This is a genomic window from Raoultibacter massiliensis (assembly GCF_900199545.1).
Taxonomy (GTDB): Bacteria; Actinomycetota; Coriobacteriia; order Coriobacteriales; family Eggerthellaceae; genus Raoultibacter; species Raoultibacter massiliensis.
In genome coordinates, this window is record NZ_LT962671.1 from 2,328,611 (window position 1) to 2,346,219 (window position 17,609).

Sequence of the window (17,609 nt, forward strand, 5' to 3'; positions counted from 1 at the left end):
GGTGATGTGCCTCATCGTGTGCGTCGACGGTCAGAAAACGTCTGAGATGGTAAGACGCTTGCCGCCGAGGGGCGTCCGATATCAAAAGGAGCCCGTGATCGGGAAACGTTTATCCCTCGCAAACGCCTCTCGTCCGAACGTGCCTGGTTGACGAAGAAAGGGTGGTCGCCCGGTTCGAGCGACCACCCGTAAGCATTTCCCTTGCACCGATTCGATGCCGAAAACCCTTTATGCCGCGAAACGCCGCTTACTTGCCGAAGCGACCGCCGGTTGTCGGATAACCGTAAATGCTACCGTCTTTGATATCCATCTCGTCTTCCCAAGGAAGCTTATACTTGCCGGCTGCAAGATCCTTGACCCAGGTAAGGCCGGCATCGCTTTCGCCACCGGGGAGGGCGACGTAGCCGCGATGGCCAAGGTTGTAGATGTTGTTCTCAAGACCCCAAGAACGACGTGCCTGGTCGGCCTGGCAGGGGAAGATTTCGCCGGTGACGATCTCCCAAGGATTGCGATGGCCCTGAACGAGAACGGTACCGTCGTAGTTCGTGATCTGGCCTTCGCCGAAGTAGTAGAAGACGTTATCGTAACCAGCAAGGTTGACAGCCAGCGTGTACATAAGGTTATGCCACGCATTGGAGCGGTTGGTGAGGATCCACTGCTCGCAAACCTGCGTGCTGTAACCGGAGATGCGGATGTACACGTTGCAACCCTTATAGGCAGCTTCACGGGCAAGCTCGGGGATCATACCGTCATGGCAAATGCACACGGCGAGCTTAGAACCAGCAGGTCCGTCACACACAGGCATACCGAGATCGCCAGGATACCAAGGCTCGATCGGATTCCACGGGAACAGCTTGCGATACTTCAAGCAGATCTCGCCATTCGGATCGATGATGATAGCGGTGTTGTACGGATTCTTGTCGGGATCGGGGTTGCGCTCCATAATGGAGAAGACGCCGTAGATGCCCTCTTCCTTGCAAGCTTGGCCGAACGCCTCGGTCTCGGGTCCGGGAACGTCGCACAGGAATTCTTCAGTCAGCCATTTGGCCGTGTTGAGGCCCTGGGTGCTGTACTCGGGGAACACGATGAGCTCGAGGCCCGGATAACCGGCCTTGGTGGCATGGAGCGTGCGAATGATGCTTTCAATCTGTTTGTCGATATCAGCCCGGGAGTTGACGATCGGCACAGGGAACTGAATCAGTGCTGCCAGGAAGCCATTCTCAGGTTTATTCATACTTCCGATACTGCCCATAATTCTTTCCTCCAATCTCGGCGACGCGACACGCCTCGCCGTACGTTTCGGCAAGTGATTTCACCCGCCTTCGCTTTGTATGGGAGAACGAACTCCGCCCTCCCAAAAAACCCTACCCTCATGCGCTTAGTACAGGAACTTCCACCAATCTGCCAGAAGCATGTATCCAGGAACCCAGCATGTGATAATTCCTACAACGACGGTGTACCAACCGATGAACTTCGGCCCAAGGGTTATCTTCATTTCGGCGCCGGCGAACCAGTAAGCCAACCACAAAGTTCCCCAGATAAGCCATATAACCCCGAAGATCGGATCAGCCGTTACAAACGAAAGGTACGCACACGGCAACGTGTTTACCGCAACGAACAGGCAGTACCAGGCAAGCGGCCTTCCGTCGAGTTTAAACAGATTCGTACATCCCACGAACAGATAGGTAAAACCAAACAGCATATTGGTCGCAATTCCGTAGAAGTCGGCGCCAATGCCGTCTGCGCCAACCGCAACGACGGTACATGCGATATTGATAGTGTTGATCACCACGAGCAAACCGCCGGTAAAGAAATTCATGACCGCCATGGCCTTTGGATCCCACTTCTGAAGCGTTCCCACACCATTCATAAACAGAACGCAACCGACGTAGAGCAAACCAAGTCCTAAAGTCATTCGGATTACACCTCCCCCCAATTTCAAATTGAATTTGGATAATTCTGATAACCAGTGCATCCGATGCCCGACCATTATTACATTGGCGCTCAGTGAATTGTCAAGGATTTGAGTCGGAAATCATAGTGAAGCGCTCATATAATTGTTTCTCATTATGATCAGGTATTTTGCCTATCAAGAGCGCCAGTGATGCACTGCGCGAAAACCTCGTTTTTGCAAATGAAATTAAGGATTGCATGTAGTACAATTGTGTTACGTTTTTTACATTTTACAGGGGGTTTTATGAAAGAAACCATCTTGCACGTCAGGATCGACGCCGATTTGAAGGCCGAATCGGAAGTTTTATTCGAATCGATGGGAACAAGCCTTTCCGAGGCGGTCAGAATCTTCCTCAAGCAATGCACGCTCGATCAAAAGTTTCCTTTTCAGATCAAAAGCTTCGAAAAGAAGGGAGGCGACGAGGCCTTCGGTTTCCTGAACCTGTACTCGAAACCGCAATCGCGCGAAGTGGAGCGCGAAGCATGGATCTCGTCATTGGCCAAAAAATGATTACAATCATCGACGAGAGCGTTATTCTACGCTACCTGCTCAATGACGACAAAAGAAAAGCAAAGCAGGCGGCAAGCCTTATCGCCGGGGGGCACGCTTATTCGTATCCAGAGATATTCGCACGTGTGGCGGTTACCCTCAGAGACGTATACGGCGTTCCGCGCTCGCTCGTAAGCGAAGCAATGCTCAACCTCCTCGACGACATTCGCGTCAGCGAAGAAGACATCGTCCGCTACGCCACGCGCCTGTTCGGATCCAGCATGCTCGACTACATCGATTGCTTGCTCGTCGCCCGCAACCATCTTTACAGTCACGAAATCGTCAGCTTCGATAAACCGCTGATGAAAAATATGATCTAGCCTGTTTGAAGCCGTATTTGCCATCCGAAACCCCGCTTGCTGTGGTATACTTGGCTTGTATCTTTTCCGATACAAACAGCATCCGATGGCTAAACATTCCGTATCAAGACCTGTCGCTTGTGCGATACGGGTCATGAGGTCTGCCCGCAAAAGCCGACCCTATGCGAAGGAGTAGTTATATGGAGCTGCAATCTGTTTATGATCGCGTCGACGACGATCATGCCACCCTCAGCATCACCATCAAGGCCGATGACGTAAACACGCTCATCGACCAGTTCACCATAGCCTTGGCCTACCAGAACAACATCACGCCTGAAGAAGGCCAGAGCCTCGAAGAAGCATCCGCGGCGAAACTCGGCGCAACCGCAGTTAGCGAACGCCTACGGGCATCAATCATGGGGTATTCGTTCCCCTTCGCCGCCGAAGGAAGCAACGTGGAGATAGTCGGAAAGCCCTCCTTCACCGCGCATGGCCCCCTCGCCCGCAACGCCGACTTCGCCTTCGAGGCACTCTGCACGCTCAAGCCTTCGTTCTCGCTTTCCTCGTACGATCCCGTCCATATAACAGTGCCTCCGCTCGAAGTCACCGACCAAGACATAGAACGCTATCTCGATTCCCTCGCTCAAAGCCACGCCTACCTCGAAGAAGACGCAAGCCATGCGGAAATCAGGAAGGGCGATCTCGTCGAGTTGGAAATCGAAACGTTCAAAGACGGCGTTCGCTGTGATCAGCTTTGTTCGGAGAGCCGCACCTACACCACGGGGGCGGATATGATGCCTCCCGATTTCGACGAACAGGTCATGAAAATGAACGTCGGCGAAACGAAAACCATCGAGTACAAATACCCGGGCTTCACCCTCGATGAGAACTACGAGCCGGAAATCGAGCACTATACCTCGACGGTAACCGCCAAAAAGGTCCAGAAGCTGATTGTGCCCAACCTCGATGACGCGTGGATCCGCGAAAACATGCCCGACGTCGACGGGGTGCAAGGCCTGCGGGAAAGCGCCCGCGAGGCGATCTTCGAACGCAAGTCGATCGAATACCGCCACTACAAAAACCTGCTAAGCGCCAACGAGCTCGTCAAGCGCTTCGAGGGCGAAATCCCACCTGCCGTGTTCGATGCCGTTACCGCTGATATCCTACAGTCGTTCGAAGACCAGCTCGCCCAGCAAGATATGACGAAAGAGGATTTTCTGCGACAGCAGGGGGTAACCGAGCAGCAGCTCATGGCTCACTTCGATAACCAGGTGCGCGAACAACTCGTCAGACAATTCGCTCTCGATGCCGTAGCTCGGCATTTCGACCTCGATGTCGACGACAACGATCTCGACGAATACTTCAAAGCTGCCGCTTCGCCGGGGCTCGAAGCCATGATCAGACTTGACTTCGAGCGAAACGGCAGAATGCAAGAGGCTCGCCAGTCAGCCCTCCGCCTGAAGGCAAACGACTACGTAACCGAGCATTCCATTATGAACATCAGCTGATCGCACTCGCAACGCGCACAGGCCTCCGATGGATTTGAGATTCGCATCGGAGGCCTGCATCGCAGCGAGCGGACCCCCCCCCCGGACGTCGAGTGCGAGGGATCGGCTATCTTGAAAGATTCTCCGGATGGGTATAAACGGTGAAATGCCCATTTCGGGAAAAGGCGCAGAGAGCAATCCCCTGCCTATCGGCGAATTCGATAACCGCCGATGTCGGAGCCGACACTGTCGAAATGAGCCGTATGCCGAATACGGCGCACTTCTTTACAAGATCCAAAGCGCACCTGCTTGAAAGATGGACGAACCCGCTCGCTGGAGCGGTCGAACTGCCCAGCAAGGCGCCGATGAGCTTATCAACGGCGTTATGCCTACCGATATCCTCCCGAATACAGCGATAGCCGCCGGCGAGGTCGGCGAACGCAGCAGCATGGGTGGCGCCTGTACCGCGATGCATGCGCTGGGCGCCGAGGAGAGCGGCACTTGCCCGATGAACGGCTTCTGGCGATACCCTGAATTCGCCGGCAGTCGCGTCTGCACGCAAAGGCAGGCGGGGGCTTTCAGCGATCCGCCTCTGGTTTGAAGACAAGACCCTCACCTCCAAACCTGCTTCGCCGATACCGTCTTCGACGCAGGAGACATCATCGAGGCACTCGATCGTTCCCGAAGTGTACAGATACCCGATTGCAAGGTCCTTCAGATCTTCGGGAGTACACGACGCTTCCTCGATAAGCTGGCCGTCGTAGTAGATACCGACGGATTCCTCGACGGCAACGACTTCGGTGACCGGCACCCAATTGGCTTCCGCAACATACCAGGCGCTGTACGGCTTGCTGTAGCTATTGCTTTCCATGCAAGGTTCGCTATCGGTACGATCTTTGCAGAATGCCGAGAACATCATCTTCGGTAAGCGTATACAAATCGACATCGGCAATACCGGTGCGATTGACCGCTGCATCGGCTATGACGGGCAGATCCTCCCGCGTTATGCCGTATTCACTCATAGCGATCCCGCGCACGCCAAGGCAGTCGAACAGACTCCCCAAGCCATCAGCGAACGACTGCCCGCGACGGCCGCCGCAAGGATCGACGCCAAGATACGCCCCGACTCGATCGAGTTCGTCAGGCACGAACTCGGCTATGCGTCTGTAGTATTCCTCGGCAATCATGATCAAGCTTGCCCCGTGGGCAACCGAAGGAAACATGCCGCCGATCGTCTGGGCGATAATGTGGTGTGAAGTGGTATTGATAAGCGTCTGCGTATAACCGCTGCAGATATCCGCAGCGTAGGCGATCATCGCCCGGCCTTCGATATTGCCCGGATCCTCGACGACGACCGGGAGCCAAGCGAGCACGTTGGAAATCGACTCCTGCGCAAACACGTCCACCAGCCTATTCTCCCCCCTGTTGGTGATCGCGCATTCCGCCGCATGGAACAGCGCATCGACTCCCTGATAGATGGTTTGGTCCTTGGGCAGCGACACCATGAGTTCTGGGTCGATGATCGATAGAACGGGGCACAGCGCATCGGCGGCAAAATCAAGCTTTTCGCCCGTTTCCACCTTCGTGATAACACTGTACGGATCGGTTTCGGTACCGGTTCCCGCCGTCGTGGAGATGGCGACCACGGGCGCCGCGCAGGTTATTTCTTTTCTTCCACCCGTACCCGTATAGGCGTAATCCCACAGTCTTCCGCCTTGTCTCATCATCATGGCAACGGCCTTGGCACCGTCGATGCTGCTGCCCCCTCCCAAACCTATGACGAAATCACACCCGGCTTCCTTTGCAAGCTCACATGCTTCCCGAACCTCTTCGTCGGTCGGATTCGGCGTCATCCCCTCATATGCGGTCGCATCGATCTCTGCGCCATCGAGCAGCTTAATCACGCGTGCAAGCAATTCCTTCCGCTCGGGTCGCGCACTTTTACCCGTGCAGATAAGCGCATGCGACCCCGGAAGATCGAGCGACGCCAGCTCGTCTAACCGACCTGCTCCGAAAATAATTCTCGTTGGCATTTGGGCATCGATTTTCATAGCCGTTCCTTTCTCTGATTCAGCTACTGCTTGGTCTTTTCGAACGCCGGGTACTCCATCAAATCGGCTCCGCTGACAAGCCGTCCGCATAGCTCTTCAACCGATTCCTTCACCGCAGGCGTCAGAGGATTGAAGAACGTCGTGTCGGCTGGTTGGATACCCAGAAATATCACCACTTCGGCCAATTCACCCAACTGACCGAGAAGGAACGTCAGGGGAAGAGCGTGGGTGGTAATGAGGAAGCTCCGCGCGACGTCCTCCGCCTTCAGCCGGCGAATCGCCCCTGTGTCCAAGCCCATATGGGCAGCATCGACCACAACGACGGTTTTAGGCGCTATGCGCCTGATTGCCTGCAGTTCGTCTTCGGGCGTCTGCCCCCCGTCAACGACCGCCCATCCTGCTTCGGGGTGCTCCGACATCAGCTTCGCAAGCATCGGTCCCGCAGCATCATCTCCCCGCAATACGCTCCCCACCGTCAGAAGCACCTTATCAGTCATCGATCCTCCTGCCCATAAGGTACATAGCCGTCTCCTTCTCGGTCGCATCGAGCAGCTGAATGAAATCGCTCATCCAAACCAGTTCGGCCGAATAGGGATTCGTGTCCTTCCTCGTAAAAAGCTCGCGCAACGTACGCTTGATAGCTGGTTTGAGCACGGGCAGATGGCTCTTGTCAATCTGTATCTCGCCGAATCGCAATATGCCGCCGAGCTTCGAACGAGCCCGATCGTCTGCTATGTTTTCAAGCACCGATTCGAACGTCTCGATCGGGCAGGACAGCTTTGCGGAAAAGCAGTCCATAACGCCCGTATGATGTCCTACCGATAACGTGTAGTACATAATGTCCTGGGCATCCGGCGGAATATCGATTTCGCTGTCGACCAGCTTTGCCGTCAACTGGTACATGACAACCCGGCCGCCCATATCAGCTCCCAACGGTTCTCGACACGAGCAAATCTTTGAGGCTGGTCAGAACCTCCTTCTTTCGGGAATCCTTCTGCGCCGCAATAAGCAGATCGACCTCCCTCAAAGCATCGACTTCGCCGTTTTGAAGCACCTCGAGGAACAAATCGCACATATCGCCGCCCTGTCGGTACCCCGATAGACGACGTGCTTCGCGCTCAAGCTGAACCCGCAGGCCATGCGGAATGTCCTCGTATTTCAAGGGCACGTATTCTCCTTCGGCTTCGACCTCGTGTACCGCATGCTGCTTTTGGTCGAGCATGCCGAGCGCCATGGCGAAACCATACACCGTCTGAGCCGGCGTGGGCGGACAGCCCGGAATGTAGACATCCACGGGAAACAGCTTGTCGGTTCCACCCCAGACGCAGTAATTGTCGTGGAATATGCCGCCCGTGCATCCGCAGGCTCCGTACGAGACGATGATCTTGGGATCGGGGGCAGCCTCGTAGGCGCGTATGGCCGGAAGCCTCATAGCCCTCGTCACCGCCCCGGTATACACAAGGACGTCGGCGTGGCGCGGTGTGGGAACCACCTTGATTCCGAAGCGCTCCACATCGAACACCGGAGTGATCGAAGAGAATATCTCGATCTCGCAGGCATTGCAGCCGCCGCAATCTACCCGATAGACGTACACGGATCGCTTGATGTTCTTCAGCAACGTCGCCTTTGCCTTCGTAATTTCTTCGCTCAGCTTCTTCGGCTCGAGCTGCGCCTGCAGCTGAGTCGGTATACCTCGTTCAACCATAACTACCTCCTTCCCCTTGCGCGGTTTTCGTATGCGAGAGCATCATTTCTTTGCTTGCATGCCAAACAAAGGCCGACAGAATCGCCCGAAGCACCGACGCCCCCCATCTTGTCGAGCACGCTTGCTACGTACTCGACTTCTTTGCGCGGCGCAAAGTACTCGCCACAGCATGAGCATTCCTGAAGCCGATACGTGCACGAATCCACTAAATCCGCCTTGAGCATGACCGCCAGCTCGAATTCCGTCCCGAGCCTGATCGCATCAACCGGGCAGACCTCTTCGCACCGACCGCAGAAAATGCACCTGCCGTAATTGATCGTCCACGTAACAGTACCCGCTCCGCTGTTCAATTCCATTTGAATCGCATTCGGCGGACACGCCGTAGCGCATGCCGCGCAAGCAACGCAACGCAACGCATCATGCTCGGGTTTGCCGCGAACATCCGGAGCCTGCTCAATGGGCGCAAAAGGGTATTTGACGGTCGCATCGCCTGTCTTCAGAATGCCTTTCAGTGTTTTCAGCATCGCCGGCTCCTTACCAACGGCCCATCAGAGGGGATCGGGTGCGATCGCGACAATAGTCCTCGAGCTCCTGCTTCGTTATCACCGTTTCCGACTTCTTGCCGATGTCGACGACGGTCACCCGATCGGTACACGAGTAGCACGGATCTATGCTCCCCACGATAACGGCGGCATCCGCGATCGTGTTCCCGCGCAGCATGGAGCGAAGCACCGGCCAATTGCTGTACGTTGAGGCTTTCGCCCGCCAACGATAGCATTTTTGGTTGTTGCCCGTCATGGACCAGTGAAGATCTTCGCCGCGGGGCGCTTCGGTGAAGCCCACCGCAAACCGATGCGGCTCGTACTTCCACGATTCGTTCAAAATCGGACCCGTCGGCGTATTCTCGAGCCATGCCTGAATCATATCGAGACTGTCGAAGAATTCCTCTACCCTCACGAGCGTCCGACTCTTTACATCGCATCCGTCGTGCACGCAAGCCTTCTTATCCGTATACCGGTATCCGGCAAACGGGTGATCGAAGCGCGTGTCGCGGGAAAAGCCGCTTCCCCTGATTGTCGGACCTACCGGGCTGTAGTCGCGCGCGACCTCGGGATCCAAGATGCCGATGCCCGCCGTGCGGCTTTCGAAATTCGCTGTCGACAGCAACGCTTCTACCAGATGATCGGTTTCCTGCCGAAGCTCACCGAGCATCCAAATCGTTTTCATGCTCTGATCGGAAAGGATGTCCCTTCTTACACCGCCGATCAGGTTGATCCCGTAGGTCTTTCGCGCACCCGTAAGCATTTCTGCAAGGTTCATCGCTTTTTCCCTTACTCGGAAGAAGTGCATGAACCCCGTATCGAAGCCGCAGAAGTGGCATACGAGCCCCAGATTGAGCAGATGCGAATGCAACCTTTCGACCTCAAGCAGAATAGAGCGGATCACCTGAGCGCGTTCGGGAACCAGTATCTCCTGCGAATTCTCAACCGATTGGGCATATGCGACCGAATGGGCGCAACCGCAGATACCGCAGATGCGATCGGCAAGAAAAGGAACCGTATCGTAAGTCATACGCGCCTCGGCGACTTTTTCCATACCGCGATGAACGTAGAACATCCGGTAGTCGGCATCGACGATGTACTCCCCTTCGACAAACAACCTGAAATGGCCGGGCTCGTCGGAAGTGATATGCAGAGGCCCCATGGGAATAACCGTAGTTGTTCCCGGTTCAGCTCTGTTCAGAAACTCGTAATTCTCAAGATCGGCGGCAAGTTCGGGACGATGACGGTAATCCATGGAGTCCTTGCGCAGCGGATAGAGTCCCTCGGGCCAGTCGTCGGGAAGAACAAGCCTGCGCCCATCGGGAATGCCAATGGGCGTCAGCCCGAACATGTCGCGAATTTCGCGTTCCCCCCAGACGCACGCTGGAACTCGGGCAGCAACCGACGGAAACGTTCCCTCCTCGGGAGACACCTCGCTGCGGACCACGCATATGCAAGGATCGGATTCCTCCATAGAGAGCACGTAGTACAGGGCGAAGTTGCCGTTGATCGGACGCTCATCGTTGCCGACCACAACCGAAATCCACCCACCTCTTCGATAATAAAGGAATCGCACGACATCGGGCACCGAATCCGCCCTAACCGTCATGGTTACCTGTTCGTCGGATTGCCACGTCTCGCCCATGAGTGCCCCATGGAACTGCCTCCGGATTGCTTCGACGTGCGTCGAACCACGGCGTTTTTCCCTATTTCCACTTCGTTTGGTCACAAGAACCTCCCTATTCGCTTGGAAACATTGTCTTATCGGCCGTATGCAGCACGTCGCCGAAAAGCGGTATCTCGTACAGGTGCGACGCATCTTCCTGCATGACTATCGCCGTCGCCGATCCCACCCCGCTTATAACCGGAGCCGGCAAAGCCACGCCGAACCATAACAGCAAAGCCATGAGCACCATCTCGGGAACGAGCATCGTAGCGCCCACGTCTTTCTTTTTGGCGGAATCAGGAGCTTTGCCCAGCACCGACCGAAGAAACACGAGACTGAAGGCCGCAATCACAACCGTCAGCGCCAAGCAAATCGGGATGACAAGCCAAAGGTAACCCGCGTAGATGCCAGACAGCACCGTAAGCACCTCGCTGAGAAACAGCGCGAACGGGGGGAACCCCGAAAGGGCAAAAAGACCTGCACCCAGCAAAACCGCCGTAACAGGGGCAACCTGCACCACGCCGATGATCTTTTCAAGATTGCTGGTTTTGAATTTCATGATCACGTTGCCCGAGAGGCAGAACATGAGAGCCTTCGCAAGACCGTGGAATATGCAGTGAAGAAGTGCGGCGGCAATGCCGAGCGGGCCACCGAACCCTAAGCAAAGCGCGACGATGCCGATGTTTTCGCACGAGCTGTAAGCCAACTTGCGCTTGAGGTCATTTTGCGAAAAAACGGCAAATGCGCTGAACAGTATCGAAGCAGCTCCCAATATGAGCATGACGGTCTGGGGGAATTCGGGTCCGACCGCTTGCACCGCTAGAACGTAAAACCTAATGAGAACCAGCATTGCGCACTTAGCAAGGGCACCGGACATCAGCCCCGATAGCGGACTCGGCGCCTGCGAGTAGGCATCTGGCATCCAGGTATGCATGGGAAACAGCCCCGCTTTCGTGCCGAACCCGATCGCTGCAAACACGAACGCTATCCTGATGAGTGCCGAGTCGAATTGGGCAGCATATGGAACGAGGGATGTCCAGAATACCGCTTGATGCGGGTCGGCCATGATGTCTGCCGCATTCGCATACACGAGCAAGGTGCCGTACAGGCCGAACGCAACACCAGCCGTGCAAACGATAAGATACTTCCATGCGGCCTCGAGCGAGATCTTCGTATTGTACGAACCCACCAAAAATACGGTCGAAAGCGTCGTCGCCTCGATAGCCACCCACATCATGATCACGTTGTTCGATGTGACAACCAACTGCATGGTAAACAAAAACAAGCTGAAGAAAGCATAGAACCGCTTGGTTTGCGAGGCATCAAAGCGCCCCTCCCTGGCATCGAAACGGATATAGGATACCGAGCAAACGCCCGTCAACAGGGCAACCGTGCTCACCAGTCCAAGGAAGACGGCGCTCAGCGCATCGACTTGAAACCAGACATCGATAACCTCCACCGAGCCGCCGCCCCCGAACACGAAGGCGACAACGAACAGGCTCGACAGAAACGTTATCCCGATCGATACGATGTGCACCGCTTCGAACGCGATCCGGGGCAGCCTTATGGGAAGAACCGCTATCAGCAAACAGGCGACAAGCGGCGTCGCCATCGCAACGAGCAGCAGACTTGAAATATCCATGTTCTACCCCCTCAATTCCATAAGATCACGAGCGTCGAGCGTCTTCGCGATCTTGTATATCCTCAAAACCATGAGAACCATGATGAGGACGGCGAAGATGGCATCAGTGGCAATGCCGATTTCCACAAGCTCCGGCGCCTGTGGAGCAAGAAGAGCCAATGTTACATGCGAGCCGTTTTCCATCAGACAGTATCCGAATATCTGCTTCACAATGTTGCGCTGCGAGACGATGCATGTAAGACCGATGAAGAAGTGGGCAAGCGAAATGGCGAGCGCGGGCTTCACCTCTGCAGCAGTGTAGAGATCGATGCCCTGTATCGCCGCGAAACAGATCAGCACCTCTAAGGCGATCAGTGTGATGCTCTTGAACGGGGAGAGGCGCTCACCGAGATCTTGCGAATCGGCACCGAGCTTCCTCTGCAGAAACAGCAACATGCTCGGAACGAGCACGACCTTGGTGATGAAAGCCGATGCAGACCACATGAACAGAACTTCTGAATCCGTCGCAAATGCAAGCGAGACGAGAAGCAGTACGAGAACAAGCGATTGCAGCGCGTAAAGAATCGCCGACTTTCTAACCGATCGGGCAAGAACCACCATCGTCGACGTGACGATAAGCAGACCGCCGAGGGCGTTTACCCAAGCAAATGCAGACATGACACCATCACCCTAACTCAACCAAGTCACTGCAATGAACCCAGAGCAGACCGTCATAACCATGAGCACGACAAACACAACCGCCATAGGCTTCGGAAGCGGATGGGCGTCTTCGACCGTTTCAGACGGCGCGCCCGAAACTACCGAACCCATCCACTTCAAAAACCATGCGAACGAGCAGAGGGACTCGATGATCGCGACGATCACGATCACCAACAACAACACGCTTTGCGACGAGACCTCAAACCCACCGGCCAATATCATGAACTTGCTGAAAAACGGGCCGAACGGAGGAAGTCCGCCAATCGCCAAAGCGCCAAACGCGAACGCGATCGCCAAAAGCGGCATCTTTGACGAAAGACCCTGGAACTTCGTAAGAAGCCGCGTGCCCATCGTGTAGCTCAGGGCGCCTGCGACGAGGAAGAACAGGGTCTTGGCAAACGCATGGTTGAAAATATGGGCAATACCGCCCTGCATGGCCAGCTGCGACCCGAAGATCGCAAAGCCGAAACCAAGAAACATATACGAAAGCTGCGCGATCGTCGAATACGCCAGCAGACGTTTGACGTCCTTCTGCGGCAAGTACATAAGGAAACTGAACACCATGGTCACGATTGCTCCCACAACGACAACCCAGCCGACCTCGATCGGTACGGACCCCGCACACAAGAGCGCCCGAGCGAAAATGTACACGCCAACCTTCACCATCGATGCACCATGGAGATACGCCGAAACGGGGGTGGGCGCCTCCATAGCCGACGGAAGCCACATGTAAAACGGCAACTGAGCCGACTTGCCCCATGCCGCGACGAGAATCGCGATAAGGACGAACGCTTTTGCGCCTTCTCCAAGCTGAGCGATCGCCTGAAGCTCAAAGGAACCGGTCTCCAAGAACAAAACGGCGGCGCCGCAATAGAGCCCGAGCGATGCTATGTGCGTGATGATGAGCGCTTTCATCGCTGATTTTCTCGACGTGGCGTTGTTGTAATAGCCGATGAGAGACCACGAACATGCACCGGTAATCTCGAAGAAGACGAGCTGTCCGAGTATCGTGGAACTGAAAACCAAGCCGGCCATCGCACCGATGAAAGCGATGAACACCGCGTAGAACCGCTTCTTGTGCTCGTCAGGGTGTTCGCGATTTCCCTTATTCAGGTAAGCGAACGAGTACACGGTCACCAAAAACCCGATGCCCACGAACGCCGCAGCGAGCAGCGTGCTCATGGCATCGACGGTAAAGCCGAACACGACCACCGAACCGAACCACAGGCACGGAAGCGTGCTTCCCTGCATGCCCCCCTGCGCAAAAAGCCCCGCGGCAGCCAAGCACGCAAGAAGCGAGACGCCCGCAGCGACGGCGCAGATCCAGCGAGCCGCACCACGCGGCAGCGCAAGAATCAGCAGCATCCCCGCGAAGGGCACCAATATAGCCAAGAGCGGAAAGAACGCAACCTCGATCCCTGACAGCATGCTCATCACTCCTTCCACCTATATGCCCATAACGAGGAACGCAAGCGACAAGACAGAGCATCCCACCACCATCCACGTATGCTGGGATAGCAATTTGAACCGCACGCGTACGACCGTATTCTCAATGAGAGCGCACACGGTGAATACGACCGACATTTTCACGAAGAACACCAGCAGCCCTAAAGCCAGTGAAGCAGGAGTCATATCGACAGCGCTTCCGAATGGGAAGAAGATGGCAAGGAGCATACTGATCACGATGATCTGCTTAAGCGACATCCCCAGTTTGAGAAAGGCCAACGAAGGCCCGGAGTATTCGGCCAAGGGGCCTTCCTGAAGCTCCTGCTCGGCTTCGGCAACATCGTAGGGAAGCTTTCCAAGCTCCATATAGCATGCTACGCAGAAGGCGAACGCCGCAACGACCATTGCGATGGGCGAAGTGAACGAGAGAGACGAAAGAGCGCCTCCCATATCGCCGATGTTCGAACACCCCGTCGCAATCGCGACAGCGAACAGTGCGATGATCATCGACGGCTCGATAAGCGCGCTGGCAAGCAGTTCCCTAACACCGCCGACACCGGGATACGATCCCGAGCTATCGATCGAAGACAGCGCAAAAAAGAACCGGGGCAACGCGAGCATGTACACGACCACGATGAAATCGCCGAGCGCCGGTATCGGACAGAATCGAGTAACCATAGGTATCCCCATGGCAAGCAGCAAGACCGTTGCCAGGTAGAGCACCGGCATGATCCTGAACGGCGCACCGGAATCGATCGTGCGAACATCCTCCCTTTTGAACAGCTTCAGTATGTCATAGTAGTCTTGGAAGATGCTCGGACCCTTCCGCGTATGCATCTTCGCCCGAAGAACTCTGCTGACGCCCGAAAAAAGCGGTGCGGCAAGCAGAAGGGCTACAGGTTGCAGAATCGCTAGCACTATCTCATTCATGGCTCCCTCGCTTATCCGATCGCAACGGTCAGTATCAGGAAGAAGACGAGCGCGACAACGACGTAGGAGACGTAGACGCGATAATCGCCTCCTTCGACTTTCCGAGTCGCTTGGCTTAGCTTGCTGACGATTCCGATCACCCCATCGACCAAATACCGATCGGAGAGCGGCTCGGCTTTTCCGATTCCCCCCACCAGCCTTTCGTACAAGAACTCGACTTTCACCTTTTGCGCAGAAACCAGATCCCGAGCCCGGTACAACGCTGCAAAGAACATGCCCGCTGCAGAGGAAAAGCTCGTTGAGGCAGCGAGCATCTCCCGTTCGGGAAGATAGCCACAGTCCCACGGCTCCTTTCGCAGACCGGCGCCCGCCCTGCGCCGCACGACAGCACGCAGCCCTACGAGCAGCAATGCGAGAACGATCAGCAGCACGGCGATCAGGATAAAAGACACCCCTGTTCCCGCAAGCGGGTTCACCAGTTCCGAACCCAAGGCCACCGGGGCGGTCGAGGCCGCCATGCCGAGAACAGAAGCCGCGATTCGACCGATCGCAGGCGCGATCCATGCCGCGCCCACGCCGAGGCAGATGCATATCGCTGCCAGCAGCACGCTTCCCACCACCATAGCAACAGGCACCTCACGGGCTTCCCGCGCTTTTTCGGATCGCGGCGCACCCGAGAAAGCAACTCCGTACGCTTTAACGAAGCATACGATGGCCAAAGCTCCCGAAATCGCAAGCGAAGCCGCCGCTAGAACCGCCGCCGTCTTTATAAGGGGAGCAGCTCCAAGAGAGACGTCGAGCAGCGACTGGTAGGTGATCCATTCTGAAGCGAACCCGTTCAACGGAGGTATCGCGCAGATGGCGACCGAAGCGATGAGGAATACCGCAGCCGTCCAGGGCATTCTCCTGGCAAGACCCCCCATCGCATCAAGCGATCGGGTATGAACCCGGAAAATAGCCGAACCCGCGCCAAGGAAAAGCGCACCTTTGAACATTGCGTGATTGACGAGATGGTACAATCCGCCCAAAAGTCCCAAAGTCGCGACTATCGGCTGTTCAAGAGCCATACCGAAGATTGCCACCCCAACGCCGATCAGAACGATTCCGATGTTTTCAACCGTGCAGTACGCAAGCGTTCTTTTGATATCCCGTTCTGCCACCGCATACGCGATGCCGAACACCGCCGATACAACGCCGAGCATCATGACGACGAAGCCCCACCAAAGCTGGCAACCCGAAGCCCCCAACAAGTCAAAGCAAACTTTCACAATACCGAAGATGCCGATTTTCACCATACCGCCCGACATAAGCGCCGACACGTTCGACGGAGCCTCGGGATGCGCCAGGGGAAGCCACGAATGAAAGGGAACCATGCCAGCTTTGATGCCGAAGCCGAGAAACGCGAGCATGAAAACGATCGAGGCTGCCGCAGGCGCCATCGCAACCTGCCGGAAGTCGGAGAACTCGAAGCTTCCTCCTGCAGCGTTCGCCATCATAAGAAACGCCACCATGATCATGAGAAAACCGATATGAGCCATGACGAAATACACGAATCCGCCCCGTTGCGCCTGTTCGGAACGATCGAATACAACGAGGAAATACGATGTTAGCGACATGAGCTCGAAAAAAACCAGGAACCAGAATGCATTGTCGACTGCTACTACGAAAATCATGGATATCACGAACAGGTTCATATAAAACCCGATTTTGCCGATACCGCGACCCCGATACTCGTCGAAATACGAAAACCCGTATATCCACGCGGCTATCGCCAGCACCGAAATCACCGCAATCAGCAAGCCGGAAAGAGGGTTGCAGGAAATCGAGAAGTCCGCAAACCCGAAGGGGCTTACGGCCCTCAGCACCTGCGTTGGCCCTAACATCGATATTAAGCCGAACCCGAGGGCCAGGACCGAGGATACGACGCCGCAGCTACACGAAAGAAACTTGACTGCGCTTTCCTGACGATACAGCAGAAGGGAAACCAAAGCGCCCACAACTGATATGCCGCCTGCGCCCACCAACAATGTCAGACCCATTGCGACCTCCAAACCTTCGAGCTTTCAACCGATACAGCCTCCATTTCCTCTGCCGCGCGGAGCCTTCTTTCGCGCAAATCGGCATCAAGGGTTTCTTGGCCGATCAGAACAAGCGCACCTGTCGGACACGCATCGACGCAGCGAGGGCTTTCCGACGCACCTGCACACAGATCGCATTTCACCGCGCAGGCAGCAACGCCTGCCTCCCACTTGAGCAAAGGACTTGCCGAGCCTGGATATCTCGGTGTTCTGAAACACACGCCCGCAACACCCGCAACCGAAGTGCCCGACGGAATCACCGCCCCGTACGGACAGGCAATCGAGCACATTTTGCATCCGACGCACCGCTGCTCATCCACGCGGACAATGCCGTTTTCGCGTGTAATAACGCCAGTTGGACATATGGCAAGGCAGGGGGCGCTTGCGCACTGACGACAGAGAGAAACGGCGGACACACCCTTCGTTTCGACAACCGTCAACCGGGCAGCACTTTGGAGACCCGCTTTCTCATGAGCCGCAATGCAGGCTGCCTCGCACGTCTTGCAACCAATGCACGCATCGGGGTTTATGACTATATAGCGATTCACATCCGTCCTCCAA

At 55.7% G+C, this 17,609-nt stretch carries 18 protein-coding genes; 3 read left to right on the forward strand and 15 right to left on the reverse strand.

The features are described from left to right. Positions 1-247: 247 nt before the first annotated feature. Both C1719_RS14205 and C1719_RS14210 read right to left on the reverse strand, forming a co-directional pair. Entirely contained in the window at positions 248-1,252 is a 1,005-nt protein-coding gene (locus tag C1719_RS14205; RefSeq protein WP_102375699.1) for a formamidase, read from the reverse strand. Positions 1,253-1,378: 126 nt separating this feature from the next. Then, positions 1,379-1,915, reverse strand: a complete 537-nt coding sequence (locus C1719_RS14210; RefSeq protein WP_102375700.1) for an AmiS/UreI family transporter — start codon at positions 1,913-1,915, stop codon at positions 1,379-1,381. A 282-nt stretch (positions 1,916-2,197) separates the two neighbouring features. Between C1719_RS14210 and C1719_RS14215 the strand changes: the two genes are divergently transcribed. The 3 genes from C1719_RS14215 to C1719_RS14225 all read left to right on the forward strand — a co-directional run bounded on the left by C1719_RS14215 (position 2,198) and on the right by C1719_RS14225 (position 4,310). After that, positions 2,198-2,464 carry a type II toxin-antitoxin system RelB/DinJ family antitoxin gene (locus C1719_RS14215; RefSeq protein ID WP_102375701.1) on the forward strand — a complete coding sequence of 89 codons (267 nt, stop codon included), beginning with the start codon at positions 2,198-2,200 and terminating at the stop codon, positions 2,462-2,464. Continuing rightward, entirely contained in the window at positions 2,437-2,823 is a 387-nt protein-coding gene (locus C1719_RS14220) for a type II toxin-antitoxin system VapC family toxin (protein WP_245874554.1), read from the forward strand. Before C1719_RS14215 ends, C1719_RS14220 begins: the two co-directional genes overlap by 28 nt. A 179-nt stretch (positions 2,824-3,002) precedes the next feature. Further along, positions 3,003-4,310: a trigger factor gene (locus tag C1719_RS14225; RefSeq protein WP_180963635.1), complete on the forward strand. Its 1,308-nt coding sequence runs from the start codon at positions 3,003-3,005 to the stop codon at positions 4,308-4,310. Between the two features lie 106 nt (positions 4,311-4,416). Here C1719_RS14225 and fdhD read toward each other — a convergent pair whose 3' ends face one another. The 13 genes from fdhD to C1719_RS14290 form a co-directional block, all read right to left on the reverse strand. After that, the gene (gene fdhD / locus C1719_RS14230) at positions 4,417-5,160 is read right to left on the reverse strand and encodes a formate dehydrogenase accessory sulfurtransferase FdhD (protein ID WP_180963636.1); all 744 of its coding nucleotides are present in this window, start codon (positions 5,158-5,160) and stop codon (positions 4,417-4,419) included. Positions 5,161-5,170: 10 nt separating this feature from the next. Next, positions 5,171-6,340 carry an iron-containing alcohol dehydrogenase gene (locus C1719_RS14235; RefSeq protein ID WP_102375705.1) on the reverse strand — a complete coding sequence of 390 codons (1,170 nt, stop codon included), beginning with the start codon at positions 6,338-6,340 and terminating at the stop codon, positions 5,171-5,173. 23 nt (positions 6,341-6,363) lie between these two features. Continuing rightward, the gene (gene hycI / locus C1719_RS14240; RefSeq protein ID WP_102375706.1) at positions 6,364-6,837 is read right to left on the reverse strand and encodes a hydrogenase maturation peptidase HycI; all 474 of its coding nucleotides are present in this window, start codon (positions 6,835-6,837) and stop codon (positions 6,364-6,366) included. Further along, positions 6,830-7,261 (reverse strand): formate hydrogenlyase maturation protein HycH, encoded by a 432-nt coding sequence (gene hycH / locus C1719_RS14245; RefSeq protein ID WP_102375707.1) that lies wholly within the window; start codon positions 7,259-7,261, stop codon positions 6,830-6,832. The genes hycI and hycH overlap by 8 nt, the downstream gene beginning before the upstream one ends. A gap of 1 nt (position 7,262) precedes the next feature. Continuing rightward, positions 7,263-8,045: an NADH-quinone oxidoreductase subunit B family protein gene (locus tag C1719_RS14250; RefSeq protein ID WP_102375708.1), complete on the reverse strand. Its 783-nt coding sequence runs from the start codon at positions 8,043-8,045 to the stop codon at positions 7,263-7,265. A gap of 2 nt (positions 8,046-8,047) precedes the next feature. Continuing rightward, entirely contained in the window at positions 8,048-8,569 is a 522-nt protein-coding gene (locus tag C1719_RS14255; RefSeq protein ID WP_102375709.1) for a formate hydrogenlyase complex iron-sulfur subunit, read from the reverse strand. A gap of 10 nt (positions 8,570-8,579) precedes the next feature. Continuing rightward, complete coding sequence (locus C1719_RS14260; protein ID WP_281255984.1) at positions 8,580-10,232, reverse strand: hydrogenase large subunit; 1,653 nt, start codon at positions 10,230-10,232, stop codon at positions 8,580-8,582. 94 nt (positions 10,233-10,326) lie between these two features. Then, a complete protein-coding gene (locus C1719_RS14265) occupies positions 10,327-11,895 on the reverse strand; it encodes a hydrogenase 4 subunit F (protein WP_102375711.1) in 1,569 nt (522 codons plus the stop codon). Between the two features lie 3 nt (positions 11,896-11,898). Further along, positions 11,899-12,552, reverse strand: a complete 654-nt coding sequence (hyfE, locus tag C1719_RS14270; RefSeq protein ID WP_102375712.1) for a hydrogenase 4 membrane subunit — start codon at positions 12,550-12,552, stop codon at positions 11,899-11,901. 12 nt (positions 12,553-12,564) lie between these two features. Next, positions 12,565-14,022 (reverse strand): hydrogenase 4 subunit D, encoded by a 1,458-nt coding sequence (locus C1719_RS14275; RefSeq protein ID WP_219717873.1) that lies wholly within the window; start codon positions 14,020-14,022, stop codon positions 12,565-12,567. Positions 14,023-14,040: 18 nt separating this feature from the next. After that, positions 14,041-14,970 carry a respiratory chain complex I subunit 1 family protein gene (locus tag C1719_RS14280; RefSeq protein ID WP_102375714.1) on the reverse strand — a complete coding sequence of 310 codons (930 nt, stop codon included), beginning with the start codon at positions 14,968-14,970 and terminating at the stop codon, positions 14,041-14,043. An 11-nt stretch (positions 14,971-14,981) separates the two neighbouring features. Continuing rightward, entirely contained in the window at positions 14,982-17,009 is a 2,028-nt protein-coding gene (hyfB, locus tag C1719_RS14285; protein WP_102375715.1) for a hydrogenase 4 subunit B, read from the reverse strand. Then, the gene (locus tag C1719_RS14290; RefSeq protein WP_102375716.1) at positions 17,000-17,596 is read right to left on the reverse strand and encodes a 4Fe-4S dicluster domain-containing protein; all 597 of its coding nucleotides are present in this window, start codon (positions 17,594-17,596) and stop codon (positions 17,000-17,002) included. Before C1719_RS14290 ends, hyfB begins: the two co-directional genes overlap by 10 nt. Positions 17,597-17,609: the final 13 nt, after the last annotated feature.